The sequence below is a fragment of the Burkholderia sp. MR1-5-21 genome (genome assembly GCF_053427715.1).
The window spans coordinates 20,829-45,564 of sequence record NZ_JBSAXD010000008.1; the positions used below are offsets into that span (position 1 = coordinate 20,829).

At 68.8% G+C, this 24,736-nt stretch carries 26 protein-coding genes, 1 other RNA gene and 1 riboswitch; of the genes, 14 read left to right on the plus strand and 13 right to left on the minus strand.

The features are described 5' to 3' along the window. Window positions 1-7 precede the first annotated feature (7 nt). Both lptG and lptF read right to left on the minus strand, forming a co-directional pair. The gene (gene lptG, locus ACV229_RS13040) at window positions 8-1,156 is read right to left on the minus strand and encodes an LPS export ABC transporter permease LptG (protein WP_448083539.1); all 1,149 of its coding nucleotides are present in this window, start codon (window positions 1,154-1,156) and stop codon (window positions 8-10) included. 3 nt (window positions 1,157-1,159) lie between these two features. After that, on the minus strand, window positions 1,160-2,254 hold the full coding sequence (gene lptF, locus ACV229_RS13045) for an LPS export ABC transporter permease LptF (protein WP_448083540.1): 1,095 nt from the start codon (window positions 2,252-2,254) through the stop codon (window positions 1,160-1,162). A 122-nt stretch (window positions 2,255-2,376) separates the two neighbouring features. Here lptF and ACV229_RS13050 point away from each other — a divergent pair, with 122 nt between their 5' ends. Genes ACV229_RS13050 through ACV229_RS13060 form a run of 3 tightly spaced genes read left to right on the plus strand, consistent with a single transcriptional unit; the run spans window position 2,377 to window position 5,051 of the window. Continuing rightward, window positions 2,377-3,888: a leucyl aminopeptidase gene (locus ACV229_RS13050; protein WP_448083541.1), complete on the plus strand. Its 1,512-nt coding sequence runs from the start codon at window positions 2,377-2,379 to the stop codon at window positions 3,886-3,888. Window positions 3,889-3,922: 34 nt separating this feature from the next. Continuing rightward, entirely contained in the window at window positions 3,923-4,339 is a 417-nt protein-coding gene (locus ACV229_RS13055) for a DNA polymerase III subunit chi (protein WP_448083542.1), read from the plus strand. Between the two features lie 25 nt (window positions 4,340-4,364). Next, window positions 4,365-5,051, plus strand: coding sequence for a DUF2486 family protein (locus ACV229_RS13060; protein ID WP_448083543.1), 687 nt, complete (start codon window positions 4,365-4,367; stop codon window positions 5,049-5,051). 85 nt (window positions 5,052-5,136) lie between these two features. Here ACV229_RS13060 and ACV229_RS13065 read toward each other — a convergent pair whose 3' ends face one another. Beyond that, on the minus strand, window positions 5,137-5,460 hold the full coding sequence (locus ACV229_RS13065; RefSeq protein ID WP_448083544.1) for a c-type cytochrome: 324 nt from the start codon (window positions 5,458-5,460) through the stop codon (window positions 5,137-5,139). Window positions 5,461-5,584: 124 nt separating this feature from the next. After that, window positions 5,585-7,258, minus strand: a complete 1,674-nt coding sequence (gene ilvD, locus ACV229_RS13070; RefSeq protein ID WP_448083545.1) for a dihydroxy-acid dehydratase — start codon at window positions 7,256-7,258, stop codon at window positions 5,585-5,587. A gap of 141 nt (window positions 7,259-7,399) precedes the next feature. Between ilvD and ACV229_RS13075 the strand changes: the two genes are divergently transcribed. Further along, on the plus strand, window positions 7,400-8,317 hold the full coding sequence (locus ACV229_RS13075; RefSeq protein WP_448083546.1) for a LysR substrate-binding domain-containing protein: 918 nt from the start codon (window positions 7,400-7,402) through the stop codon (window positions 8,315-8,317). Between the two features lie 90 nt (window positions 8,318-8,407). Continuing rightward, a complete protein-coding gene (gene lgt, locus ACV229_RS13080) occupies window positions 8,408-9,298 on the plus strand; it encodes a prolipoprotein diacylglyceryl transferase (protein ID WP_448083547.1) in 891 nt (296 codons plus the stop codon). A gap of 91 nt (window positions 9,299-9,389) precedes the next feature. Here lgt and ACV229_RS13085 read toward each other — a convergent pair whose 3' ends face one another. The 5 genes from ACV229_RS13085 to ACV229_RS13105 form a co-directional block, all read right to left on the minus strand. Then, complete coding sequence (locus ACV229_RS13085; RefSeq protein WP_448083548.1) at window positions 9,390-10,130, minus strand: SIMPL domain-containing protein; 741 nt, start codon at window positions 10,128-10,130, stop codon at window positions 9,390-9,392. 183 nt (window positions 10,131-10,313) lie between these two features. Further along, a complete protein-coding gene (locus tag ACV229_RS13090; protein ID WP_448083549.1) occupies window positions 10,314-10,775 on the minus strand; it encodes an EVE domain-containing protein in 462 nt (153 codons plus the stop codon). Window positions 10,776-11,065: 290 nt separating this feature from the next. Continuing rightward, window positions 11,066-11,247, minus strand: a non-coding RNA gene (ssrS, locus tag ACV229_RS13095) — 6S RNA. An 81-nt stretch (window positions 11,248-11,328) separates the two neighbouring features. Beyond that, a complete protein-coding gene (locus ACV229_RS13100; RefSeq protein WP_448083550.1) occupies window positions 11,329-11,643 on the minus strand; it encodes a cell division protein ZapA in 315 nt (104 codons plus the stop codon). Further along, on the minus strand, window positions 11,640-11,990 hold the full coding sequence (locus ACV229_RS13105; protein ID WP_448083551.1) for an ATPase: 351 nt from the start codon (window positions 11,988-11,990) through the stop codon (window positions 11,640-11,642). The genes ACV229_RS13100 and ACV229_RS13105 overlap by 4 nt, the downstream gene beginning before the upstream one ends. 166 nt (window positions 11,991-12,156) lie before the next feature. Then, a riboswitch (cobalamin riboswitch) is annotated at window positions 12,157-12,409 on the plus strand. A 65-nt stretch (window positions 12,410-12,474) separates the two neighbouring features. On the opposite strand from ACV229_RS13105, the gene ACV229_RS13110 reads away from it, so the two are divergent. The 6 genes from ACV229_RS13110 to cobC are packed head-to-tail and all read left to right on the plus strand — an operon-like array spanning window position 12,475 to window position 18,726. Then, window positions 12,475-14,400, plus strand: coding sequence for a TonB-dependent receptor domain-containing protein (locus tag ACV229_RS13110; RefSeq protein ID WP_448083552.1), 1,926 nt, complete (start codon window positions 12,475-12,477; stop codon window positions 14,398-14,400). A gap of 42 nt (window positions 14,401-14,442) precedes the next feature. Next, window positions 14,443-15,459: a FecCD family ABC transporter permease gene (locus ACV229_RS13115; RefSeq protein WP_448083553.1), complete on the plus strand. Its 1,017-nt coding sequence runs from the start codon at window positions 14,443-14,445 to the stop codon at window positions 15,457-15,459. Further along, window positions 15,456-16,268, plus strand: coding sequence for an ABC transporter ATP-binding protein (locus ACV229_RS13120; RefSeq protein ID WP_448083554.1), 813 nt, complete (start codon window positions 15,456-15,458; stop codon window positions 16,266-16,268). Before ACV229_RS13115 ends, ACV229_RS13120 begins: the two co-directional genes overlap by 4 nt. A gap of 52 nt (window positions 16,269-16,320) precedes the next feature. Then, on the plus strand, window positions 16,321-17,373 hold the full coding sequence (gene cobT / locus ACV229_RS13125) for a nicotinate-nucleotide--dimethylbenzimidazole phosphoribosyltransferase (RefSeq protein WP_448083555.1): 1,053 nt from the start codon (window positions 16,321-16,323) through the stop codon (window positions 17,371-17,373). Beyond that, window positions 17,363-18,139: an adenosylcobinamide-GDP ribazoletransferase gene (locus tag ACV229_RS13130; protein ID WP_448083556.1), complete on the plus strand. Its 777-nt coding sequence runs from the start codon at window positions 17,363-17,365 to the stop codon at window positions 18,137-18,139. The genes cobT and ACV229_RS13130 overlap by 11 nt, the downstream gene beginning before the upstream one ends. Beyond that, a complete protein-coding gene (cobC, locus tag ACV229_RS13135; RefSeq protein ID WP_448083557.1) occupies window positions 18,124-18,726 on the plus strand; it encodes an alpha-ribazole phosphatase in 603 nt (200 codons plus the stop codon). Before ACV229_RS13130 ends, cobC begins: the two co-directional genes overlap by 16 nt. Before the next feature lie 24 nt (window positions 18,727-18,750). On the opposite strand, the gene ACV229_RS13140 is transcribed toward cobC, so the two are convergent. Genes ACV229_RS13140 through cobU form a run of 4 tightly spaced genes read right to left on the minus strand, consistent with a single transcriptional unit; the run spans window position 18,751 to window position 22,178 of the window. After that, on the minus strand, window positions 18,751-19,671 hold the full coding sequence (locus ACV229_RS13140) for a cobalamin-binding protein (protein ID WP_448083558.1): 921 nt from the start codon (window positions 19,669-19,671) through the stop codon (window positions 18,751-18,753). Between the two features lie 2 nt (window positions 19,672-19,673). Then, window positions 19,674-20,693, minus strand: coding sequence for a threonine-phosphate decarboxylase CobD (gene cobD / locus ACV229_RS13145; RefSeq protein WP_448083559.1), 1,020 nt, complete (start codon window positions 20,691-20,693; stop codon window positions 19,674-19,676). Then, window positions 20,686-21,630 carry an adenosylcobinamide-phosphate synthase CbiB gene (cbiB, locus tag ACV229_RS13150; RefSeq protein ID WP_448083560.1) on the minus strand — a complete coding sequence of 315 codons (945 nt, stop codon included), beginning with the start codon at window positions 21,628-21,630 and terminating at the stop codon, window positions 20,686-20,688. Before cbiB ends, cobD begins: the two co-directional genes overlap by 8 nt. Then, window positions 21,624-22,178, minus strand: a complete 555-nt coding sequence (gene cobU / locus ACV229_RS13155; protein ID WP_448083561.1) for a bifunctional adenosylcobinamide kinase/adenosylcobinamide-phosphate guanylyltransferase — start codon at window positions 22,176-22,178, stop codon at window positions 21,624-21,626. The genes cbiB and cobU overlap by 7 nt, the downstream gene beginning before the upstream one ends. Before the next feature lie 60 nt (window positions 22,179-22,238). Here cobU and ACV229_RS13160 point away from each other — a divergent pair, with 60 nt between their 5' ends. From ACV229_RS13160 to ACV229_RS13170, 3 genes are all read left to right on the plus strand, one after another. Beyond that, window positions 22,239-23,783: a cobyric acid synthase gene (locus ACV229_RS13160; protein WP_448083562.1), complete on the plus strand. Its 1,545-nt coding sequence runs from the start codon at window positions 22,239-22,241 to the stop codon at window positions 23,781-23,783. Window positions 23,784-23,896: 113 nt separating this feature from the next. Next, on the plus strand, window positions 23,897-24,031 hold the full coding sequence (locus ACV229_RS13165) for a hypothetical protein (RefSeq protein WP_448083563.1): 135 nt from the start codon (window positions 23,897-23,899) through the stop codon (window positions 24,029-24,031). Between the two features lie 161 nt (window positions 24,032-24,192). After that, entirely contained in the window at window positions 24,193-24,606 is a 414-nt protein-coding gene (locus ACV229_RS13170; protein ID WP_448083564.1) for a DoxX family protein, read from the plus strand. Window positions 24,607-24,736: the final 130 nt, after the last annotated feature.

Here is a 24,736-nt window from a genome sequence, read left to right on the forward strand (position 1 = left end):
CCGGCGCTCAGTGCCGGTCGACCCATTTGAGCGCGAACAGCCCGAGCGCGAGGTAGATCAGGCCGGGGGTGGCCGCCGTCAGCGGCGCGGGCCACGTGTTCAGCGTGCCGATATGCGAGAACAGCGTATTGAGGAGCTGGAAGCTCATGCCGAGCATGATGCCACCGAACACCTTCACGCCGACCACGCCCGCGCGCGTATGCAGGTACGCGAACGGCAGCGACAGCACCAGCATCACGAACACCGCGAACGGATACAGCAGCTTGCGCCAGAGCGCGATGTCATAACGCTGCGTGTCCTGCTGGTTTTCCTTCAGATGCTGGATGTAGCGGAACAGGTTGATGATCGACATCCGGTCAGGCGACACGAGCAGCACCGACAGGATCTGTGGCGTCAGGTCCGAACGCAGCCGGTATTCCGGTAGCGTGACCTGCTGCGACCGGTACACGGGGTTCAGCGCGTCGGCGGGCTGGCCGCTGATCGGCTTGATCGGCGTGAGCTCCGTCTCGGTCACGGCCGTCAGCAGCCAGTGGCCGGGCGACTCGTAGCGGCCCGTCTGCGCGATCCGCACGTTCTGCAGCTGGAATTTTGAATCGAATTCGTAGATGCGCACGTTGCTGATCGTCGAATCCGGCGACAGGCTGCCGACGTTCACGAAGCGCGTGAGCTGCTCGCCGTTGTCTCGCGCCGCGAGCGTGTCCTTCACCCACACGCCGGACTGGAAGTTCGACGACACGGACGCGCCGAGCGCCTGCAACCGCACGCGCTCGGACAGCTGGTCCGCGTACGGGCCGACGAACTCGCCGATCAGGTAGGTGACGATCACGAGCGGAATGCCGATCTTCAGCAACGAGCGCAGCGCCTGGTTGGTCGCGAGGCCCGATACGCGGAAGATCGTGAACTCCGAGTTCGCGGCCATCTGTGCGAACACGTAGATCGCGCTGATCAGCGCGGCGACCGGGATGATCTCGTAAAAGCGCGACGGCGTCTGCAGCGCGACGCGCAGCACCGCGTAGCCGAACTTGTAGTTGCCGTGCCCGACCGAGTTCAGTTCGCTGATCAGGTCGAAGAAGAAGAACAGACCCGAGAACGCGAACAGGATGAAGACGAACGCGATGTAGATCTGTCGCGCGAAGTATTTTTCATAGAGCCGCATCGATCATGCTCCCGTCGAGCGGCTGAACAGCGCGCGTGTAAACAGCGGGCGGTTGCGCACCCGCAGCCAGAAGATGACTGCGACGATCGCCGCGACGATGAGGTGCAGCCCGACGAGGCCGACGACGAACGACAGCTTGCCCTGCTCGATCTGCGCCTGCACGACGTTGAGCAGGTTCGAGTAGGTCAGGTAGATCAGCACGGCCATCACGAGGTTGATCGTGCGGCTGCGGCGCGGGTTCTGGTACGCGAGCGGGATGCCGAGCACGAGCAGGTTGATCGCGATCAGCGGCAGGCCCGCGCGCCACGCGAATTCGGCGAGGTTGTCGCGCGTCGGGTTGCGCAGCAGCTCGAGGGTCGGCGTGCTGTTGGTGGTCGGCACATTGACGACCGGCTTGCTCGTGATCTTCACGCCGTAGCGCTCGAACTCCATGATCTTGAAGTTCGGCTGGCCGGGCGTGCCATCGTAGCGGCGGCCATTCTCGAGCACGACGAAGCGGTCGCCGTCCTTGGACTCCGTGTGGCCCGTCTGCGACACGACGACGTTCACCTTGCCGTTCTCGGTCGACGTCACGAACACGTTCTGCACCTTCGACTGGTCCGGCGTCATCTTCTCGATGAAGAACACGCGGTGGTTGGTCGCCGATTCGCGGAACTGGCCGGGCGCGAGCAGCGAGATCTCGTCGCGCTGCTGGAAGCGCGCCTTGATCATCTTGCTCTGCTGGTTCGACCACGGCCAGCCGACGAACGCGAAGAACGCGATCAGCAGGATGATCGGCGTCGCGAACATGCCGATCGGCTTGATGAGGCGCGTGAGGCTCACGCCGGATGCGAGCCAGACGACCATTTCGGAGTCCCGGTACCACCGGGTCAGCACGAACAGGATCGACACGAACAGCGTGACGACGAGCATCACGGCGAGGTAGCCGATCACGGTGAGGCCGATCAGCACGAGCACGTCCCGCGGATCGATTTCGCCGGACGCGGCATAGCCGACGATGCGGATCATCATCGTCGTGAGCATGATCGTGAGCAGCACCATGAACACGGCGCCAGCCGTATACGCAAGCTCGCGCTGGAGGGAGCGTTCGAAGATCATTCTTGATGAGAAGAGGGCGGGGCGCTACGCCCGCGTGGGTCGGCGCTCGCGCCGCCACGGGAAAAATAGCGGATAATTGCGGCTTTCATCCTTAGCCCAGATTTTATCCGAGGACAAGCGCGATGGACTTTAGCATAAAAGGCTGTGATTGGAGCAAAGGCGAGTCGAAGGGGTTCCTGACCGGGAAGTCCGACTGCATCGTGCTCGGCATCTTCGAGGCGCAGACGCTGTCCGGCGCCGCGCTCGACATCGACACGGCCACCAAGGGACTGATCTCGCGCATCGTGAAGGCCGGCGACATGGACGGCAAGCGCGGCAAGACGCTGTTCCTGCACGAGGTGCAGGGCATCGGCGCGTCGCGCGTGCTGCTCGTCGGTCTCGGCAAGCAGGATGCTTTCAACCAGAAAGCCTACAACGACGCGGTGACCGCCGCTTGGCGCGCGCTGCTCGCGACCAAGGTCGTTCAGGTCACCTTTACGCTGGCCCAGCTGCCGGTCGACGAGCGCAGCTCGGACTGGGGCGTGCGCGCGGCGATTCTCGCGCTGCGCAACGAGACCTACCGCTTCACGCAGCTGAAGAGCAAGCCGGAGCCGGCGTCGCATGCGCTCAAGCGCATTGTGTTCAGCGTCGACCCGGCGGACGAGAAGGCCGCGAAGGTCGCGGTCAAGCAGGCCGTCGCGCTCGCGAACGGCATGGATCTGACCCGCGATCTCGGCAACCTGCCGGGCAACGTCTGCACGCCGACCTACCTCGCGAACACCGCGAAGCAGCTCGCGAAGGACTGGGGCCTGAAGGCCGAGGTGCTCGGCCTGAAGCAGATCCAGGCGCTGAAGATGGGCTCGTTCCTGTCGGTCGCGCGCGCGTCGGTCGAGCCGCCGCAGTTCATCGTGCTGCACTACCAGGGCGCCGCGGTGAAGGCCAAGCCGGTCGTGCTGGTCGGCAAGGGCATCACGTTCGACACGGGCGGCATCTCGCTGAAGCCGGGCGAGGGCATGGACGAGATGAAGTACGACATGTGCGGCGCGGGCTCGGTGCTCGGCACGATGCGCGCGGTCGCCGAGATGGGCCTGAAGATCAACGTCGTCGCGATCGTGCCGACCTGCGAGAACATGCCGGGCGGCAACGCGACGAAGCCGGGCGACATCGTCACCAGCATGAAGGGGCTGACGATCGAGGTGCTGAACACCGACGCCGAAGGCCGGCTGATCCTGTGCGACGCGCTGACCTACGCGGAGCGCTTCAAGCCGGCCGCGGTGATCGACGTTGCGACGCTGACGGGCGCGTGCATCATCGCGCTCGGCAACCACAACAGCGGCCTGTTCTCGAAGGACGACGCGCTCGCGGGCGAACTGCTCGACGCGTCGCGCGAGGCGAACGATCCGGCCTGGCGCCTGCCGCTCGACGACGAGTACCAGGACCAGCTGAAGTCGAACTTCGCGGACATCGCGAACATCGGCGGGCGTCCGGCCGGCAGCGTGACGGCCGCGTGCTTCCTGTCGCGCTTCACCGACAGCTATCCGTGGGCGCACCTCGACATCGCGGGCACCGCATGGAAGAGCGGTGCGGCGAAGGGGGCGACCGGCCGTCCGGTGCCGCTGCTCGCGCAGTTCCTGATCGACCGCGCCGGCCAGTGATGGCGGTGCGCATGACGTTGCGGGCGAGCGGGCGATGACGCGGATCGATTTCCATTCGAACGTCGGCGATTCGCTCGCCTACGCGTGCCGGCTGCTGCGCAAGGCCTACCAGGCCGGGCAGCCGGTCGTCGTGCTCGCGGAGCCCGCGCGCCTGCGCGCGCTTGACGAGCGGCTCTGGACGTTCTCGCCGCTCGATTTCATTCCGCATTGCGGGGTCGACAGCGCGCACGCGGCCGATACGCCGATCGTGCTCGCGGCCGACCTCGACCGTGCGCCGCATCACCACGTGCTGCTGAATCTCGGCGCGGCGGTGCCGGCGCAATTCGCACGCTTCGAGCGGCTGCTCGAGGTGGTCGGCAACGAGCCGGCCGAACTGACCGCGGGGCGCGAGCGCTACCGCTTCTATCGCGATCGCGGCTACGCGCTCAATAATTACAAGCAGGGCGGCTAGTCGCACCCGTCGACGGAGTATCCACGTGGGGCAAACCGAATCATCCTCGATTCCGACGCTGACCGACGTGCTGGTGCCGGGCAAGCCGGCGGCGGCACGCGCGCCCGCGGCCTCGGCCTCGGCCGACGTGCCGCATGACGATGCAGCCATTCCGGTGCTGACCGACGTGATCGCGCCGGGCAAGCCGGGGCAGGACGCAGCGGGAACGTCGCCCGTCACGGCTGCCGAACCTGCTGCGCCAACCGAAATCGATGCCGACCCCGACACGGTGATCGTCGAACCGGTGCCGACGCCTCACGTGCCTGCGGTCGAATGGCCGCCGGCCGGTGAGGTTGCCGCGTCGCGTGCCGCCGCCACCGAGCCGGTCGTCGACACGCTTGCCGCGTCGCGTGCCGCCGCCGAGCCGGTCATTGACACGCCTGCGGCGCCGGCAGCCCCGGAAACCATCGCCACCACGCCCGTCACGCTCACGCCCGAAGACGCGCAGCACATCGCCGAGCGGCTGCGCAACCGTCTGACGAATTACCTGACCGGGGAAGGGCGCGAAGCGATCGAGGCACGCTGTCGCGACGCGCTGCTCGACCACTCCGCGTGGCTCGTCAGCCAGATCACGCGCGAAGTGGCGCTCGCGCTTGAAACCGAAGTGATGGAGTGGGTGCGGGATGCGGTCGACGACGAGATCGCGCGCCGCCGCACGGGACATTCGGGCTGAACCGGGCGCGCGATCCGGTCGGGCCTTGATGGCCCGGAACGGCTGCACGGTGCGGCTGCAGCCCGCGGGCGGCAGCCTGCCGGTTTCATTTCAGCGACAGCACCCAGTGCGCGAGCGCGTGCGCTTCGGCACCCGTCAGTTGCGTATTCGCGGGCATCGGCACGCTGCCCCACACCCCGACACTGCCTTTCACGATCGTCTGTGCGAGGTAATCGCCGGCGTCGCCGCGCGCTGCGTATTTGTCGGCGATGTCATGGAAAGACGGCCCCATCAACGGCTTGCTCACCGCGTGGCAGGCCATGCAGTTCTTGCGCTGCGCGAGCGTCAGGCCGTCGGTCTGCTCGGCGTGCGCGGCCGCGCTGCCGATCAGCAGGGTCAGGATCGTTGCGCACAATATCGTCTGTTTCATGCGGTTCTCCGCCGGCGGCACAGCCGGCTTGACGTTCGCGCATTATAAAAGCAAAGGGAGCGCACGTTTTTGCGCTCCCCTGGCGTGCGGCCGGATTGAGGGCCGCATCATGGTCCGCCCGATGTCAGCCGGTGACGGCGCCCTGGTTCGCCGGGCGCGCGAGCGCCGCGAACTTCGCGAGCACGCCGCGCGTGTAGCGCGGCGCCGGCTGCTTCCACGCGGCGCGACGACGCGCCAGTTCAGCGTCGTCGACGTTCAACTGCAGCATCAGCCGGTGCGCGTCGATCGTGATCGAGTCGCCTTCCTGCACGAGCGCGATCGTGCCGCCGACGTACGCTTCCGGCGCGACGTGGCCGACCACCATGCCCCAGGTGCCGCCCGAGAAGCGGCCATCGGTGATGAAGCCGACCGATTCGCCGAGCCCCTTGCCGATGATCGCCGACGTCGGCGCGAGCATTTCCGGCATCCCCGGGCCGCCCTGCGGGCCGAGATAGCGCAGCACGAGCACGTCGCCCGCATGGATCCTGTCGCCGAGGATCGCTTCCATCGCGCTCTGCTCGTCGTCGAACACCCGCGCGGGGCCGGTGATGACCGGGTTCTTCAGGCCGGTGATCTTCGCGACCGCGCCGTCTTCAGCGAGGTTGCCCTTCAGGATCGCGAGGTGGCCTTCCTTGTACAGCGCCTGGTCGATCGGGTAGATCACCTTCTGGTCCGCGCGCGGCACGCTCGGCACGTCTTTCAGCTCGTCGCCGAGCGTGCGGCCCGTGATCGTGATGCAGCCGCCGTGCAACAGGCCCGCATCGAGCAGGATCTTCAGCACCTGCGGAATGCCGCCCGCCCGGTGCAGGTCCGTCGCGACGTACTGGCCCGACGGTTTCAGGTCGCAGATCACCGGCACGCGCTTGCGGATGCGCTCGAAGTCGTCGATCGTCCAGTCGACCTCGGCCGCGTGCGCGATCGCGAGGTAGTGCAGCACCGCGTTGGTCGAGCCGCCCGTCGCCATGATCAGCGACACCGCGTTCTCGATCGATTCCTTCGTGATGATGTCGCGCGGCTTCAGGTCCTTCTTGACCGCTTCGACGAGCACGCGGGCCGATTCGGCCGCGGAGTCAACCTTTTCCTCGTCCGGGTTCGCCATCGTCGACGAATACAGCAGCGACATGCCGAGCGCCTCGAACGACGAGCTCATCGTGTTCGCGGTGTACATGCCGCCGCACGAGCCGGTCGTCGGGCATGCGTTCTGCTCGACCCCTTCGAAATCCTCCTGCGACATCCGGCCCGCGGTGAACTCGCCGACCGCCTCGAACGACGACACGATCGTCAGGTCGCGGCCCTTCCAGTTGCCGGGGCGGATCGTGCCGCCGTACACGTAGATGCCCGGCACGTTCAGGCGCGCGAGCGCGATCATGCCGCCGGGCATGTTCTTGTCGCAGCCGCCGACGACGACCACGCCGTCCATCCACTGGCCCTGCACGCAGGTCTCGATGCAGTCGGCGATCACTTCGCGCGACACGAGCGAGTACTTCATCCCCTCGGTGCCCATCGACATGCCGTCCGAAATGGTCGGCGTGCCGAAGATCTGCGGGTTCGCGTCGGCAGCCTTCACGGCCGCGACCGCCGCATCCGACAGGCGCTGCAGGCCCGCGTTGCACGGCGTGATCGTCGAATGGCCGTTGGCGATGCCGATCATCGGCTTGTCGAAATCTTCCTTCCGGTAGCCGAGCGCGTAATACATCGAGCGATTCGGCGAACGCGCCACGCCTTGCGTGACGTTCTTCGAGCGGCGGTTGTATGACATGGGGACTCCATCCTTGCGTGGGTGATGTCGGCGCGTGCATCCGGGGCGGTGCATCGGCTCGGATGAGGCTAGGATGCGATTTCCCTCTGAGTGTGTCCAATATATTATTCATCGCCTATTAGGTCGATTTTCATATGACTGATGCCTGAGCTGACCCCTGATCTGCGCCAGTGGCGCTATTTCGTGACCGTTGCCGAAGAGCGCCATTTCGGCCGCGCGGCGACGCGCCTGTCGATGACGCAGCCGCCGCTGTCGCAGGCGATCCGCGCGCTCGAGGAGCAGCTCGGCGTGGCGCTGTTCGTGCGCACCAAGCGCTCGGTCGCGCTGACGGCGGTCGGCGTGGCGCTGCTGCCGGACGTGCGCAAGCTGCTCGAGGCGGCCGATGCGCTGCCGCCGCGTGCGCAGAGCCTCGCGCGCGGCGAGACGGGCTCGCTCGCGCTCGCGTTCGTGTCGACCGCCGACTACGGATTGCTGCCGTCGCTGCTGCGTGCGTTCGGCGCGCGCTATCCGCAGGTGCGGCTGCAGCTCGCGGAGGCGACGAGCGACGTGCAGATCGAGGAGCTCGCCGCCGGCCGCATCGATGCCGGGCTGATCATCCCGCCCGTGCCGCCGCGCCATGCGGCCGAGCTGTCGTACCTGCCGGTCGTGCGCGAGCCGCTCGTGCTGGCGATGCCCGCGGCGATGTCCGACGCGCCCGACGACACGCCGCTGCGGCTCGCCGACGTGGCCGCGTTGCCGCTCGTGATCTTCCCGCGCCGTTTGGCGCCTGGCTTTTATGACATCATTACGGGCTGCTACGGCGCGGCGGGGGAGACCCCGCGCATCGGCCAGGAAGCGATCCAGATGCAGACGATCGTGAGCCTCGTGTCGGCCGGCATGGGTGTCGCACTGGTGCCGCAGTCGCTGCGTAACCTGCGGCGCACCGGCGTGGTCTACCGGCCGCTCGCGGACGGCGCGCCCGTCGTCGAGACGGGCCTCGTGTGGCGCACGGGCGACGTCAGCCCGGTGCTGGCCGGCTTCATCGACATCGTGCGTGCGCGGGCGTTCCTGAGCGCATGACGCGAACGATGGCGCGCCGGCGTCGTCCAATGCGCGGCGCGCCACGTTTGCGCGCCGTTGCACCGAATTCGAAACCTTCACCGCTAACCCATGATCATTCACCCGAATTTCGACCCCGTTGCGATCCATCTCGGGCCGCTCGCCGTGCGCTGGTACGGGCTCATGTATCTCGTCGGCTTCATTGCCGCGATCGTCGTCGGCCGCGTCCGCCTGAAGCTGCCGCACGTCGCCGCGCAGGGCTGGACCGCGAAGGACATCGACGACATGATGTTCTACGGCGTGCTTGGCACCGTGCTCGGCGGCCGGCTCGGCTATGTGCTGTTCTACAAGGCGAGCTTCTACTTCGCGCATCCGCTCGACATCTTCAAGGTGTGGGAAGGCGGGATGTCGTTCCACGGCGGCTTCCTCGGCGTGACGCTCGCGATGATGCTGTTCGCGTGGCAGCGCAAGCGCAACTGGCTGCAGGTCACCGATTTCGTGGCACCGATGGTGCCGACGGGCCTCGCGGCGGGCCGGCTCGGCAATTTCATCAACGGCGAACTGTGGGGCCGCGTGACCGATCCGGGCGCGCCGTGGGCAATGCTGTTCCCGGGCGCGTCGCGCGACGATGCGGCGTGGCTTGGCGCGCATCCGGAACTCGCCGCGAAGTGGCACCTGAACGACGTGTTCCTGCAATACCAGATGCTGCCGCGCCATCCTTCGCAGCTCTACGAAATTGCGCTCGAAGGCATCACGCTGTTCTTCGTGCTGTTCTTCTTCGCGCGCAAGTCGCGTCCGATGGGGGCGGTGTCCGCGCTGTTCCTGATCGGCTACGGCCTCGCGCGCTTCACGGTCGAGTTCGCGCGCGAGCCGGACGATTTCCTCGGCCTGCTTGCACTCGGCCTGTCGATGGGGCAGTGGTTGTCGCTGCCGATGATCCTCGCGGGCATCGCGCTGATGATCTGGGCGTATCGCCGCCGCGCGGCCGCGGCCACCGCGTGATGCGCTTGCGCGCGTGACGCACCAACGAAAAACGCCGGCCCAGGGGCCGGCGTTTTCGCATCTGGCGTGCAGACTGCCCGCGTTGCTTCAGTTACTTCATCTGCACCGAGCCGTTGACCGTGACCGTCACGGTCGCCTTGCCGCCTTCGACCGCGATCGGCGCGCTCATCTTCGCGCTGTCCATCGCAGGCGCGGCCATCGCCATCATGCGCGGATACGGCTGCACGTTGCGGCCGCTGCCGACGTTCACGTCGCGAATCGAATAGCTGCTGTAGCCGAATGCCTTCGCGGCTTCGTCCGCGCGCGTGCGGAACGACTTGATCGCTTCGGTCGTCAGCTTCTCTTCGGCCGCGCGCTGCGCTTCCGGCGAAAGCGAGAACTCGACGTTCGCAACCTGCATCAGGTTCGACAGCTGGCCCGCGAGCTTCGACGCCGCGGCGAAATCGCGCGACTCGAGCACGACTTCCGTGCGGCCGCGCCATGCGGAGATCTTGCCGTCGCGATCGGTGCTCGGATAGACGGAGAACGCGCCCGTATGCGCGGTCACGCCGGACACGCTCTTCGCTTGTGCGAGCGCGGCGTCGGCGCGCTGGTTCAGCTGGGACGTCAGGCTGCCCGGATCCTTCGCCTGCTCTTCATAGAACAGCGTGATATGGATGATGTCCTGCGGCACTTCGCTGCTCGCCTGCGACGACAGCGACAGCACGCCCGACGGCTGCGGGAAGTGCGGGCTGACAGACTGGGCCTGCGCGGTGGCCGGGGCGAGCGCCAGCGCGGCGGGCACGGCAGCGGCAAGCATCAGGGACAGCGCGAGTGCGGATTTCTTCGTCATTGTTGGACTCCTTGTGCGAGGGCGCGCACGCGGATCGCGCGTGCGCGACGCGGGCGGACCGCGCGAGGAAAAAACGACAGCCGGCCGGATCGGCCGGTCGCGGTTGCTTAGGCCGGGCGACGCGCCGGCGAGTTCCGCACGGGACGCGCATGCTGACCAAATTTGACGTTTGCACGCCCGCGCTTACTTCATCAGCCGTTCGGTGATGAAGCGCCATTCGGCGCGCGTGACGGGCGTGATCGACAGCCGGTTGCCTTTTGCAAGCACGCGCATGTCGGCGAGCTCGTCGTATTCGCGCAGCGCCGCGAGCGGCACGAGCGACGCCTTCTTCACGAAGCGAACGTCGACGAGCAGCCAGCGCGGTGTTTCCTGCGTCGACTTCGGATCGTAATAGGGACTCTTCGGATCGAACTGCGTGGGATCGGGGTAGGGTGTCGACGACACTTCGGCGAGGCCCGCGATGCCAGGCTCGGGGCAGCTCGAGTGATAGAACAGCACGCCGTCGCCGAGCTTCATCGTGTCGCGCATGAAATTGCGCGCCTGATAGTTGCGCACGCCGGTCCAGGGCAGCGTGCGCTGCGGTGCGTTCGCGAGATCGTCGATGCTCGCTTCGTCCGGTTCGGACTTCATCAGCCAGTATTGCATGGATCGTGATCGACGCAGAAAGAGGCAGTCAGGGTCTGTTTGCATACGGAACGCGCATGCGTTGCCACGAGAACGGCCGTTCTCGTGGCAACCCCAAACTTAAAAATCCATTCCACGGGAATGCCCGAAATCGCCCGCATGGCGGCGTCGCTCGTCGCTTGTTTGGCTTGGCCAAACGGCGCTCCTCACTTCTTGCCCTGCGAGCGATTTCGGGCATTCGCATGTGCGTTCCGTATGCAAACAGACCCTGGAAAAGGAAACGGCACCGGGTGAGACCCGGTGCCGTTGGATAGGCCCCCGCCTTAGCCGCTAGGCCGGCATCCTGAACCTAGGGTTCAGAATTGGTCGCAGTTAGCAGCACTTCGGGTACATCAGACAGAGTGACGCGCGCGCCCGTGCTACAAATTTCCGCAACCGTGCACATGGCATTGGTTCAAGGAATATATGACCTTGGCGAACCAGGCAGGGAAGCTGACTGAACTGTGAATCGTTGTGTCCAATTTGACCACCGTTGACCCCGGAGATCAAGGGGAATCGACACATCGATTCGAGGTTACTGCGTCTCGTGCTGTGCGAGCACCGCACCGAGCTTTTCGTTCATCTGGCGCATTGTACGCCGGATTTCTTCCGCCGGAAATGCTTCACCGTGACGCACGCTCGTTTGCAGTCGCAGCAGTTCGGACGCGAGCGACAGCGCCGCCATCACTGCGATGCGATCGGTGCCGCGCACCGAGCTGTTCGAGCGGATCTTCGTCATTTCCGCGTCGACACGCGCGACAGCCTCGAGCAGCGCCGCTTCGGTCTCGGCCGAACAGGCGAGCCGATAGGCCTGGCCGAGAATCGAGACTTCGATCTGCTTGGTGCTCATGCGTGTTCTCCGTGGCTGGCCGCGTCGTCGCTATCGGCGCGCGCCTGTGTATCGAGCAGGTCGAGCTGGTTGTCGGCTTCCGCCACGCTCTTCGAGCGCGGCAGCTTCTCGAGAATCGCGTTCAGTTTCACCTGGGCGTCGTCGATCTTTGCCGACAGCGTGTCGCGTTCGGCCGCGAGCGCATTGCGCTCCTCGCGCAATTGCGCGAGCTCCGCGCGCACCGTGTCTGCTTCCGCGCGCAATTGCGCGACTTGCTCTTCGAGCGCGAGCCGTTCCGAGTGATAGCGCTGGTTCAGTGCAATCAGTCGGCCAATATTTTGAGATAGGGTTTCGAGTTCGTTGAGCATCTGCTGCGTCCTCTAAAGACCCAGCATTTTAGCGCGGAATAACGCGCATTCCGACATCTGTAACGTTTCCAGTCGTAACACCCCTGCTTCTTGCCGCGAATTGGCGAGACAGGGGCCGGTTTCGCGTGCGTGCCGACCGCTTTCTTGACGCTCCCGTGGCCCGCTCCTAAACTGGCGCCGCCTCGGTGCTCGCGCGTACGACGCGCGGTTAAACGGGAAGCAGGGCGCCGGCTCCGCCAGGAGCGGCCAACCTGCGCTGCCCCCGCAACGGTAAGCGGCCGCATCGAACGATGCAGGCCGGCTCGGGTGCGCTCGGCGTGTGCGGTTCGCATGCGAGCGCAGGCCACTGCGCATGAAAGCGCGGGAAGGCGAGCCGGTGTGCCGCCAGCCCGGATACCGGCCGAGGCGGGGAGCCCGTGCGCGGGCTTCATGACGCGCGGCCTGCGGGGAAGCGGGGCGCGCAGCCGTTCACAGGATGTCTTCGATGCTGACCCCAATCGCCCGCACCGCGCTCGGCGCGCTATGCGGGCTGCCGCTCGCCGCCACGGCCCAGACCGTTGCTGCCGATGCCGCTGCACCGGCCGTACCCGCCATACCTGGCACACCCGCTGCCGGCGCGCAGACCGGACAGAATACCGGCGCGCAGCTGCTCGCGCCGGTCGTCGTCACCGCGCGGCGCGCGCCGCAGGCCCTCGCCGATGCGATTCCGCAAACGACCGTGTTCGACGCGCAGGACATCGCTGCGCATCCGGGCGCCGACCTGCCGACGCTGCTCGCGTTCGCACCAGGCGCGCAGATCGTGCGCAACGGCGGCCCCGGCGCGAGCGCGACGCTGTTCTTGCGTGGCGCGCAATCGACGCAATCGCTCGTGCTGATCGACGGCGTGCGCGTCGATTCCGCGAGCCTCGGCGCCGCGCAGCTGAGCCAGTTGCCGCTCGACCAGATCGAGCGGGTCGAGGTCGTGAACGGCAACGTGTCGTCGCTGTACGGCTCTGGCGCGATCGGCGGTGTCGTGCAGGTGTTCACGAAGGAAGGCGGCAATCATCCGCCGCGTTTCAATTTCGCGGTCGGCCTCGGCAGCTACGGCACGCAGACGCAGCAGGCGGGCGTGTCGGGCCGGCTCGACGCCGACGGCAAGACGACCTTCAGCGTGTCGATCGCGCGCAACAAGGACAACGGCTTTTCCGCGCTCGATCCGGCGAAGCAGCCGAATGCGAACCCGAATGCGAACGGCTACCTGAACGAGAGCGTCACCGCATCGCTGCGGCATCGCTTCGACGATCGCTGGGATGCGGGCATCACGTACTTGCAGTCGAACGGCAACAACAGCTACGACAACGCGTTCGGCGTGCCGACCGACCTGAACACCCTGTACTCGCGCGTGCAGCAGGCACGCGTGTTCGCGAACGGCAAGCTGTTCGACTGGTGGACCACGCATGTCAGCGTCGCGACCGGCAACGACCGCAGCCAGACGGAGCTGAACGGCGTCTACACTGACCACTTCAATTCCGACAACCGCCAGTACACGTGGCAGAACGATTTCCGGATCGCGCCCGACCACATGATCCAGGCTGGCTATGAGCGGCTCGACCAGCAGTTCATGTCGAACGTGTATTCGGCGCCGCAACGCCACGTGAATTCCGGCTGGCTCGGCTACACGGGACGCATCGGCCGCCAGCAGTTCCAGGCGAGCCTGCGGCGCGACCAGTATTCGGATTTCGGCGGCGCGAACTCGTACTATCTGGGCTATGGTCTCGACCTCACCGATCGCTGGAAAATCACCGCCAGCTATTCGGATGCGTTCCGCGCGCCGAGCTTCAACGACCTCTATTACCCGATCGCCGGGAATCCGTCGATCCAGCCCGAGCGCAGCCATTCGGTCGAGGCCGCGCTGCAATATGCGTCGAACGCGGTGGGTGTGGTGCGCCTCACCGCGTTCCAGACGCGCTATTCGAACCTGATCGACTACCGGCCCGAGGCGAACAGCTTCTTCTATGTCGCGCAGAATGTCGGCCGCGCGAAGGTGCAGGGGCTCGAAGGCTCGTGGCAAGGGCACGTCGGCGCGACCGACGTGCGGGTTGCCGCCACCTTGCAGAACCCGATCGACGAAACGCAGAATCAGGACCTGGACCGGCGCGCGCGGCGGTTCGCGTCGGCGGCGGTGAGCCGCGCGTTCGGCCCCGTGCGCGTCGGCGGCGAGTGGCTCGTCAGTGGCGCGCGCAACGACTCGGGCGGCGGGCGGCTCGGCGGATATGGGCTCGTCAATCTGTTCGCGCGCTACAACATCACGAAAGCGTGGTACGTCAGCGCGCGCATCGACAACCTCTTCGACAAGGACTACGAGCTTGCCTACGCATACAACACGCCGCGGCGCGGCGCCTATGTCACGCTCGGCTGGCAGCAGCAGTAGGCGCCGGGCGGGCGCGCCGGCCTGCGCGCGACGGTGCGCCGCATGAGCGCCACGCGCGCGGCGGCGATCTGGGCGGCGCTCGCGGCCGCGGTCGCCGTGCTGTTCATCGCGTCGCTGACGATCGGCAGCGTGCCGATGTCGCCGCTGCAGGCGCTCGCCTCGCTCGTTCCGCACGGCGGCGGCGATGCGTCGGGCAACGCAGCGCTGTTCGCCGACATCGTCCGCACGCTGCGCCTGCCGCGCGCGCTCGCGGGCTTCGCGTGCGGTGCGTTGCTCGCGCTCGCGGGCGCGCTGCTGCAGGTGCTGCTGCGCAATCCGCTCGCGGAACCGTACGTGCTCGGCGTGTCGGGCGGCGCGGCCGGCTTCGCGCTCGTCGCGATGATCGCGGGCGCCGCGTGGTGGCTTGTCGACGCGTCGGCGTTCGCCGGCGCGCTCGTGTCGGTGGGGCTCGTGCTCGGCCTCGCGCGCCGCGAGCTGTGGCGCGGCGAGTTGCGCGACGCGTCGCCGCGGTTGCTGCTCACCGGCGTCGTGATCGCGGCCGGGTGGGGCGCGCTTGTCACGCTGCTGCTGTCGCTCGCGCCCGATGCCAGCCTGCGTGGCATCATCTTCTGGTTGACCGGCGACCTGAACGGCGCCGCGGCGCCATGGTTTGCGTGGGCCGCGCTTGCGCTCGCCGCGTGCGTCGCGCTGCCGGCCGCGCCGCAACTGAACGTGCTGCTGCGCGGCGACGCGGTCGCCCTCGCGCTCGGCGTGCCGGTCGCGCGGCTGCGCGTGCGGATCTACCTGGCCGCATCGCTGGCCGCGGCCGCCGCGGTGACGACCGCAGGGACGATCGGTTTCGTCGGCCTCGTCGTCCCGCATGCGTTGCGTCTCGCGTTCGGCAACGACCAGCGCATGCTGCTGCCTGCCGCGATGCTCGCGGGCGGCGGCGGCGTGATGGCGGCCGACCTGCTCGCGCGGACGGTGATCGCGCCCGCGCAATTGCCGGTCGGCGTGATGACCGCGCTGATCGGCGTGCCCGTGTTCCTGTGGATGTTGCTGAGGAGACCGACGCGATGAATGCAGCCGCATCCTTGCCCGCCAACGGTTTCTCGTATGCGGCGGTCGACCTGACGCTGCGGGTCGGCGCGCGCACGTTGCTGAGCGGCTTCACGCAGCGGTTCGGGCCCGGCGAGATCTGGTGCGTCGCGGGGCCGAACGGCGCGGGCAAGACGACGCTGCTCGCGACGCTCGCGGGCCTGCACGCGCCGTCGGGCGGCCACGTCGAAGTCGACGGCCGGCCGCTCGCCGCGTGGTCGCCCGCTCGGCTCGCGCGGCGGCGCGCGCTGATGCCGCAACACCTGCACGATGTGTTCAGCGCGACGGTGTTCGACACGGTGCTGCTCAACCGCTTCCCGTATCTCGGCGGCTGGGGCTGGGAGCGCGATGGCGACCGTGCGGCCGCGCGCGACGCGCTCGCGACCTTCGGCCTTGCGCCGTTTGCCGATCGCGACGTGCTGTCGCTGTCCGGCGGCGAACGGCAGCGCGTCGCGCTGGCCGCGACGCTGTGCCAGGATGCGCCGCTGCTGCTGCTCGACGAGCCGCTCGCCCATCTCGACCTGCATCACCAGATCGATTGCCTGACCGCGCTGGCCGCGTGGCTCGACGCCGGCCAGCGCACCGTGCTGTTCTCGTGCCACGACCTGAATCTCGCGCGCCGCTTCGCGACGCATGCGCTGCTGCTTGATGGCCGCGGCCGCGCATGGGCGGGCCCCGTGCACGACGTGCTCACGGCCGAGCGCGCGAGCGACGCGTTCGGCTATCCGCTCGTGCTGATCCGCCAGGATGGCCGCGACGCATTGCTGCCTGCGTGGCCGGAGCGGCGATGACTTCCTTTCTTTCGACGTGCGGCCGCTGCCGCGCCAACGAGGCGAACTACCGATGAAACAGACCGACTTCCTGCCCGACATCGCGCCGCTCGACGCATCATTGCGCCCGCGCCTGCAGCACGTGATCGACCACAAGACCAAGCCGCCCGGCAGCCTCGGCCAGCTCGAGCCGCTCGCGCTGCAGCTCGGCCTTATCCAGTGCACCGAGCGGCCGCTCGTGCAGCGTCCGGCGACGATCGTGTTCGCGGGCGACCACGGGATCGCGGCCGAAGGCGTGAGCCCGTATCCGCAGGCCGTGACCGCGCAGATGGTCGCGAACTTCCTGGCCGGCGGCGCGGCGATCAACGCGTTTTCGGGGGTCGCGCAGAGCACGCTCGAGATCGTCGATGCGGGCGTCGCGTCGCCGCTGCCCGAGTCCGACCGGCTGATCTCGCTGCCGGTCGCGCGTGGCACGCGCAACTTCGCGCAGGAGCCGGCAATGACGCGCGACGAGGCGCTCACCGCGCTTGCCGCGGGCGACGCGCGCGTGCGTCATCACGCGGCGCTCGGCACCAACGTGATCGGCTTCGGCGAGATGGGGATCGCGAACACGTCTTCGGCCGCCTGCCTGATGAGCCGCCTGCTCGACGTGCCGATCGACGCGTGCGTCGGACGCGGCACGGGACTCGACGACCAGGGGCTCGCGCACAAGCGCGCGGTGCTCGGACGCGCACTCGTGCGGCATTCGCACGCGATCGCGCCGCTCGACGTGCTCGCGACGTTCGGCGGCTTCGAGATCGCGATGATGACGGGCGCATTTCTGGCGGCGGCGAGCGAGCGGATGACGATCCTCGTCGACGGCTTCATCGCGACGTCGGCGCTGCTCGTCGCGGAGCGGCTCGCGCCGGCCGTGCGCGACTACTGCGTGTTCTCGCACACGTCGAACGAAGCAGGGCATCGCCGCATGCTCGAGCATTTCGGCGCGAAGCCGCTGCTCGCGCTCGACCTGCGGCTCGGCGAAGGCACGGGCGCGGCGCTCGCGCTGCCGCTCGTGCGCGCGGCGGCTGCATTCATGACCGAGATGGCGAGCTTCGAATCCGCGGGCGTCGACAATCGTGACGCCTGAGCGCGCACGCGGCCTGCGCGCCGAGTTGCGCTACTTCTTCGTCGCGCTCGGCTATTTCACGCGCGTGCCCGTGCCGCGCGCGATCGGCTACGCGTCCGGCGATCTCGACCAGGCCGCGCGCTACTTTCCGCTCGTCGGCGTATGCGTCGGCGCGTGGGGTGCGCTCGTCTACCTCGCCGCGCTGCGCGTGCTGCCGGCGTCGATCGCGGCGGGCCTGTCGATCGCCGCGACGCTGCTCGCAACCGGCGCGTTCCACGAGGACGGACTCGCCGACAGCTGCGATGCATTTGGCGGCGGCTACACGCGCGACGACGTGCTGCGGATCATGCACGACTCGCGGATCGGCACGTTCGGCGCGGTCGCGCTCGTGATCGCGCTCGGCCTGAAATGGCAGGCGCTAGCTGCTCTGCCGCCGCTGCGCGCTGCGTGGACGATGATCGCCGCGCACGCCGCGAGCCGCGCGATGGCGGTGAGCCTGCTGATGTCGCTCGATTATGTGCGCGCCGAAGGCAAGGCGAAGCCGGTCGCGCAGCGAATGGGGCCGCGCGCGGCGCTCGTCGCGGCGGCGTTCGGCCTGCCGTGGCTACTCTGGCCGGACTGGCGCGCGGGCGTGGCCGCGCTCGCGGCGCTCGTGCTGCTGCGCGCGTGGCTCGCGCGCTATCTGGTGCGGCGCATCGGCGGCTACACCGGCGACTGTCTCGGCTTCGCGCAGCAGTTGGGTGAACTGACGATCTATCTCGTGGTGCTCGGATGGACGTCGTCCTGATCCGGCATCCGGCGGTCGATGTCGATGCGGGCGTGTGCTACGGGCGCAGCGACGTGCCGCTCGCGGCGCCGGCGGAGGCCGGCGCGCAGGCCGTGCGCGCGCGTGTCGCGACGCTGCGTGCGCCGTTGCCGGCGCGCATCGGGTGCAGCCCGCTGACACGCTGCGCATCGGTCGCCGATCGCCTTGCGCACGCGCTCGGCGTGCCGCTGCAGCGCGACGTGCGCTGGCAGGAGATGGATTTCGGCGCATGGGAGATGCAGCGCTGGGACGACATCGACCGCGCGGCGCTCGATGCGTGGGCCGCGGACCTGATGCACGCGTGCGCGCACGGCGGCGAGAGCGTCGCGCGTTTTGCCGCGCGGGTCGCGCAGATGGTCGACGCGATCGTGCAGGCCGATGGGCCGCAATGGGTGGTCACGCATGCGGGCGTGATCCGCGTGTTTGCGTCGCAGGTGTTGCAGATGCCGCTCGACTCGCTGTTGTCGCGGCCGGTGCCGTATGGCGGCATCGTGTGGCTGCGCAGGCGCGATGCATCCGGTGCGTGGGAGATCGTGCACTGGGACGATCAGGGCCCGCTATCGGCGTGAACAGGCCCTGGGCGCGCGCATGCGTCAGCGCGCGGGCCGCCGCTTGCGTGCGATGTCGAGATCGTCGCAGAGCGCCGCCGCGCCTTGCGCGATGCGCGGCGACGGGCGCGTCAGCAGATCGCCGTCGATCGCGAACAGGTTGCCGCGCGCGGCGGCCGTCAGCGCCGGCCACGCGCGCCAGCGCGCGAGGCTCGGCAGCGGCTCGCGCGACGGCGTCGCGCCGGCACTCGTCGTCACGATCGCTTCCGGATCGGCCGCGAGCACGGCTTCGTCCGTCACGGTCGGCACGAGCGGCTTCAGCGACGCGAACACGTTGCGGCCGCCGCACAGCGCGATCACGTCGCTGATCAGATGCGTGCCGTTGAGCGTCATCAGCGGGCGGTCCCACACCTGGAAGAACACCGTGACGGGCGCGCGCGTCGCGTAGCGTGCGCGCAGCGCGTCGACGTCGCGCGTGAACGCGGCCGCGGCCGTGTCAGCGACGGGCTGCGTGCCGAGCAATGCGCCGAGCTGGCGCAGCGACGACGCAATGTCGTCGAGATGCTTCGGCTCGCTGAAGAACAACGGAATGTGCAGCGCGCGCAGTGCGTCGGTCTGCCGCTCCGCATTGCCGTGCCGCCAGATGACGATCAGGTCGGGCTTCAGCGCGGCGATCCGTTCGAGATCGAGCGCCTTGTTGTCGCCGACGCGCGGCACGGATTTCGCGGCGCTCGGATAATCACTGTACGTGACGGTGCCGACGAGCTTCGCGCCGCCACCGGCCGCGTAGATCAGCTCGGTTGCATGCGGCGCGAGACTGACGACGCGTTGCGCGGGCATCGGCAGCGTGACCGTGTTGCCCGCGTCGTCGCGGGCGCTGACGTCCGCTTGCGCGGACGGCGCGCTGCCGAGCGCGAGCAGCGCGAGCAGAGCGGTTGCCGGCAGCATGCAGGCGAGCGGTCGCATTCTCAAGGCGCTGCGCCGTGCAGTCCGGGTACGCATTCTGCGAGCGCGTCGGCGAGGCGCTGCCATTCCGCTTCGTTGCCCGGCAAGCCGACCCGCACGCTCGACGGTTGCGCGAAGTGCCGCGTCCAGATGCCGTGCCGCGCGAGCGCCGCATGCAACGCTTCGGCGCGCGGATCGGCGGTCCAGCTGAACAGCGGCGTCGCATGCACGACGTAGCCGTGCCCGCGCAGCAGCGCGGCGAGCCGTTCGCCGTCTGCGGCGAGCCGCTCGCGGGCCGCCGTCTGCCACGCGCGATCGGCGAACGCGGCCGTGACCGCATGACGCGCGGGGCCGCTGACGGTCCACGCGCCGAGCGTGTCGCGCAGCGCGGCGATCCGTTCGGGATGCGCGAGCACGAAACCCGCGCGGATGCCCGCCAGCCCGAAGAACTTGCCGACCGAGCGCAGCACGACGAGCCCCGGACGATCGACGCAGGCGGCGAGCGAATCGGCCGCACCCGTGTCGGCGAACGCCTCGTCGACGATCAGCGTGCCGCTGCGCGCCGACAGTTGCGCGTGCCAGCCGAGCAGGCGCTCGGCGTCGACGCGCTCGGCGGTCGGATTATTCGGATTCCCGACGATGACGTGGCGCAGCGTTGCCGGCAACGTATTCGCCGCGATGTCGAGCGGTTCGATGCGGTGGCCGTGGCGCGCGAATGCGGGCCCGTATTCGCCGTACGCGAGCGCGGCGACGCCTGCATTGCCGTGCGGCAGCAGCGCGGGCAGCGCGCGGATCGCGGCCTGGCTGCCGGCGACCGGCAGCACGTGCGCGGCGTCCGGCGCGCCGTAGTAGCGGGCCGCGCACGCGGCGAGCCCGTCGCCTTCGTCGGGCAGCCGGCGCCACGCATCGGCGGGGACGGGCGGCACCGGGTAGCCGGCCGGATTGATGCCGGTCGACAGGTCGAGCCACGCGTCGTACGGGATGCGGTGGCGGCGCGCGGCTTCGTGCAGGTTGCCGCCGTGCGTGATGCGGGTGTCAGACATGCTGGGTGCCCATGACGAGTGCGGCGCTCGCGACGAGCAGCGCGAGCCATAGCGCGAGCGTGCGCGTGACGAGCGACAGCGCGGCGACGATGTGTGCGGCGCTCGCGGGCGAGCCGCTGCCGAGCTGCGGACGATGTTCGATTTCTCCGTGATACACGGCCGGGCCGCCGAGCTGCACATTGAGGCTGCCGGCGCCCGCGGCCATCACCGGGCCCGCGTTCGGGCTGTCCCAGTGGCGCGCCTGCGTGCGCCAGCAGCGCCATGCGTTCGCGGTGTCGCCGAGCAGCGCATAGCTCGCGGCCGTGAGGCGCGCGGGAATCCAGTTCAGTGCGTCGTCGATCCGCGCGGCCGCCCAGCCGAACGTCAGGAAGCGCGGCGTGCGGTAGCCCCACATCGCGTCGAGCGTGTTCGCGAGACGGAACATCAGCGCGCCGGGGCCGCCCGCGACGGCGAACCAGAAGAGGGCGCCGAAGATCGCGTCGTTGCCGTTCTCGAGTGCCGATTCGACGGCCGCGCGCGACAGCGCGCCTTCGTCCGCGTCGCTCGTGTCGCGCGACACGATCCGCGCGGTCAGCGTGCGCGCGCCGGGCAGGTCGTGCCGCAGCAGCGCGGCGGCAATCGGCGCGAGGTGGTCGGCGAGACTCTTCGCGCCGAGCGCGAACCACAGCAGCGCGACGTGCAGCGCGGCCGCGAGCGGGCCGGGCAGCGCGGCGGTCAGCCACGCGGCGAGCACGACCGGCGGCGCGACGGCCGCAAGCCACGCGGCGATGCCCGCGAGGCGGCCGCGCCGGCCGGTGTTCAGCGCGGCTTCGATCCGCGCGGCGAGCCGCCCGAATGCGACGAGCGGGTGCGCGGCCGACGGCTCGCCGAGCACGCGGTCGACGATCACGGCGACGATCGCGAGCATCGCGACCGCAGGCAACGACAGCATCAGCATGATGCGGGCTCCGTCTTGATCGCGACCGGCAGCCCGGCGACGAGCAGCGTGACGCGTGTGGCGAGCGCGGCGACGCGCTGGTTGAGACGGCCGAGCTCGTCGACGTAGCGGCGCGTGATCGAGCCGAGCGGCACGACGCCGAGCCCGATCTCGTTGCTGACGACGATCACCTTCGCGCGCGCGTTGCGCAGCGCCGCGTCGAGCGCCGCGACGCGCGCCGCGTATTGCGCGTCGTCGAGCGGTTCGCCTTCGGCCGGGCACAGCAGGTTCGTGAGCCACAGCGTCAGGCAGTCGACGAGCAGGCACGCATCGGGATCGTCGAGTTGCGCGAGGGTTTCGGCGAGTGCGACGGGTGCGTCGGCGAATCCCCAGCTCGCCGGACGGCGCGCGCGATGATGCGCGATCCGTTGCGCGAATTCGGCATCGCCCGCATACGCGGTCGCGATATAGGTGACGGCGCGGCCGCTGTCGGCCGCGAGCCGCTCGGCGTACGCGCTCTTGCCCGAGCGCGCGCCGCCGAGGACGAAGGTGAGATCGTGCGGAATCATCGCGTGATTGTAACGGCGCGGGCGATAATGCGGCCTTCGTTTCGCCACGCCTTTCACCCGATGAATGCAACCGAGATGCGGCCGAGCGGCTCGCTGATGATCCAGGGCACGACGTCCGACGCGGGCAAGAGCACGCTCGTCGCGGGTCTGTGCCGGCTCGCGCGCCGCGCCGGCGCGCGCGTCGCGCCGTTCAAGCCGCAGAACATGGCGCTCAACAGCGCGGTGACGGCCGACGGCGGCGAGATCGGCCGCGCGCAGGCGCTGCAGGCGCTGGCCGCCGGCGTCGCGCCGCATACCGATTTCAACCCCGTGCTGCTGAAGCCGACGAGCGACCGCGGCGCGCAGGTGATCATCCACGGCAAGGCGCGCGCGAACCTGAATGCGCGTGCTTACCACGACTACAAGCCGGTCGCGTTCGACGCGGTGCTCGAATCGTACGCGCGGCTGCGCGCCGGCTATGACACCGTGATCGTCGAAGGCGCGGGGAGTCCCGCCGAAATCAACCTGCGAGAAGGCGACATCGCGAACATGGGCTTCGCCGAGCGCGTCGACTGCCCGGTCGTGCTCGTCGCCGACATCGACCGCGGCGGCGTGTTCGCACACCTGGTCGGCACGCTCGCGTGCCTGTCGGACAGCGAGCGCGCGCGCGTGCGCGGCTTCGTGATCAACCGCTTTCGCGGCGACTTCAAGCTGCTCGAACCGGGCCTCGACTGGCTGCGCGCGCAGACCGGCAAGCCGGTGTTCGGCGTGCTGCCGTACCTGCACGGCCTCACGCTCGACGCGGAGGACATGCTGCCCGCGCAGGCGCGCAGCGGCGCCGCTCGCGCCGACGCAGGCGTGCTGCGGGTCGTCGTGCCGGCGCTGCCGCGCATCAGCAACCACACCGATTTCGATCCGCTGCGCGCGCATCCGCAGGTCGAGTTCACGTACTGGAAGAGTGGCCCCGTGCCGGCCGCCGACCTGCTGATCCTGCCCGGCTCGAAGAGCGTGCAGCGCGACCTCGCATGGCTGCGCGACGCGGGCTGGGACGCGGTGATCCGGCGCCACCTGCGCTATGGCGGCAAGCTGATCGGCATCTGCGGCGGGATGCAGATGCTCGGCCGCACGCTCGACGATCCGCTTGGCCTCGAAGGCGCGCCGGGCAGCGTGCCGGGGCTCGGGCTGCTCGATTACGACACGACGCTGCTGCCGGACAAGACGCTGAAGAACGTGACGGGGCAGCTCGCGCTGCCGGGCGGTGCGGCGGTGCGCGGCTACGAGATCCACATGGGCGACACGCGCGGCCCCGCGCTCGCGGCGCCGGCGCTCGCGCTGGCGGACGACGATCCCGGCGGCGCAAACGGCACGCACGGCACGCACGGCACGCACGGCACGCAGGGCACGCGCACGGACGGCGCGCAGTCGGCCGACGGGCAGATCCTCGCGACCTACGTGCACGGCCTGTTCGACGCGCCGGGCGCGTGCGCGGCGCTGCTCGCATGGGCGGGCCTCGACGCGGCCGAGCGGATCGACTATCCGGCGCTGCGCGAAGCGTCGCTGGAACGGCTCGCGGACACGTTCGCCGCCCATCTCGACCTCCCGGCGCTGTACGCTGAATTCCGCTGACGGCTGCTGATATCTGCTGACAGCGGACGATCAGGCTGGCGGTTCGTCCTCGCTTTTTTCGCCGCGTGGCATACAACAAAGGAGGGCGGATACCCGTCCGGAGGAGCGCGACGATGAAGGCTCGACGGTGGTGGTGCGCGGTGTTGTTGGGGTTGCTGATGGCGTCGACGTGGGTGCAAGCGTGCGATTCGTATTCACCGGATGGCGGCCAGTCCAGCGGATCCTCGCAAGGCAAGGGCGGCTATTGAAGCAGCTGAAGTGCGAATCGCGGGGGCATGGTGGTCATGCCCCCTTTTTGTTCCGTATTCGTTCGTATCGGGAAATAATCTAAGCGCGGCAGTCTGTTTATCGGCGAAACGGGTTCGAATAGAGTGCGTTCCATTCTCATCCACTCACGAAGGAACCCGACATGAACCCGAACCGACTGAACGACTTCGCCGCGACGCTGCTGCGCGTCGCGCTCGGCGTGCTGTATCTCGCGCACGTCGCGCAAAAGGTATTCGTCTTCACGTTGCCCGGCACCGCGCAATTCTTCGCGTCGATCGGCCTGCCTGCCTGGCTCGCTTACGTGACGACCGCTGTCGAACTGGCCGGCGGCCTCGCGCTCCTCGCCGGCTTCCAGGTCCGCATCGCCGCGTTGGTGCTGCTGCCGTTCATGCTCGGCGCGACCGCCGCACATCTGCCGAACGGCTGGGGCTTCGCATCGCCGCATGGCGGCTGGGAATACCCGGCGTTCTGGGCCGTGACGCTCGCCGTGCAGGCACTGCTGGGCGGCGGCGCGTTCGCGTTCGGGTCGCAACGGGCGGCCGCCCAGCGCGCGTGAGCGCCGTCCGGAGGACCTGTGCCGAGTGACAGGTTCCGGTGACGCCCCGTTTGCCGATATCATCGCTCCCTGTATCCGCAATTGTGCGGCGCCCGCCTGCCGGCCGGCGTCGCGCGGCTTCTTCGGGGGA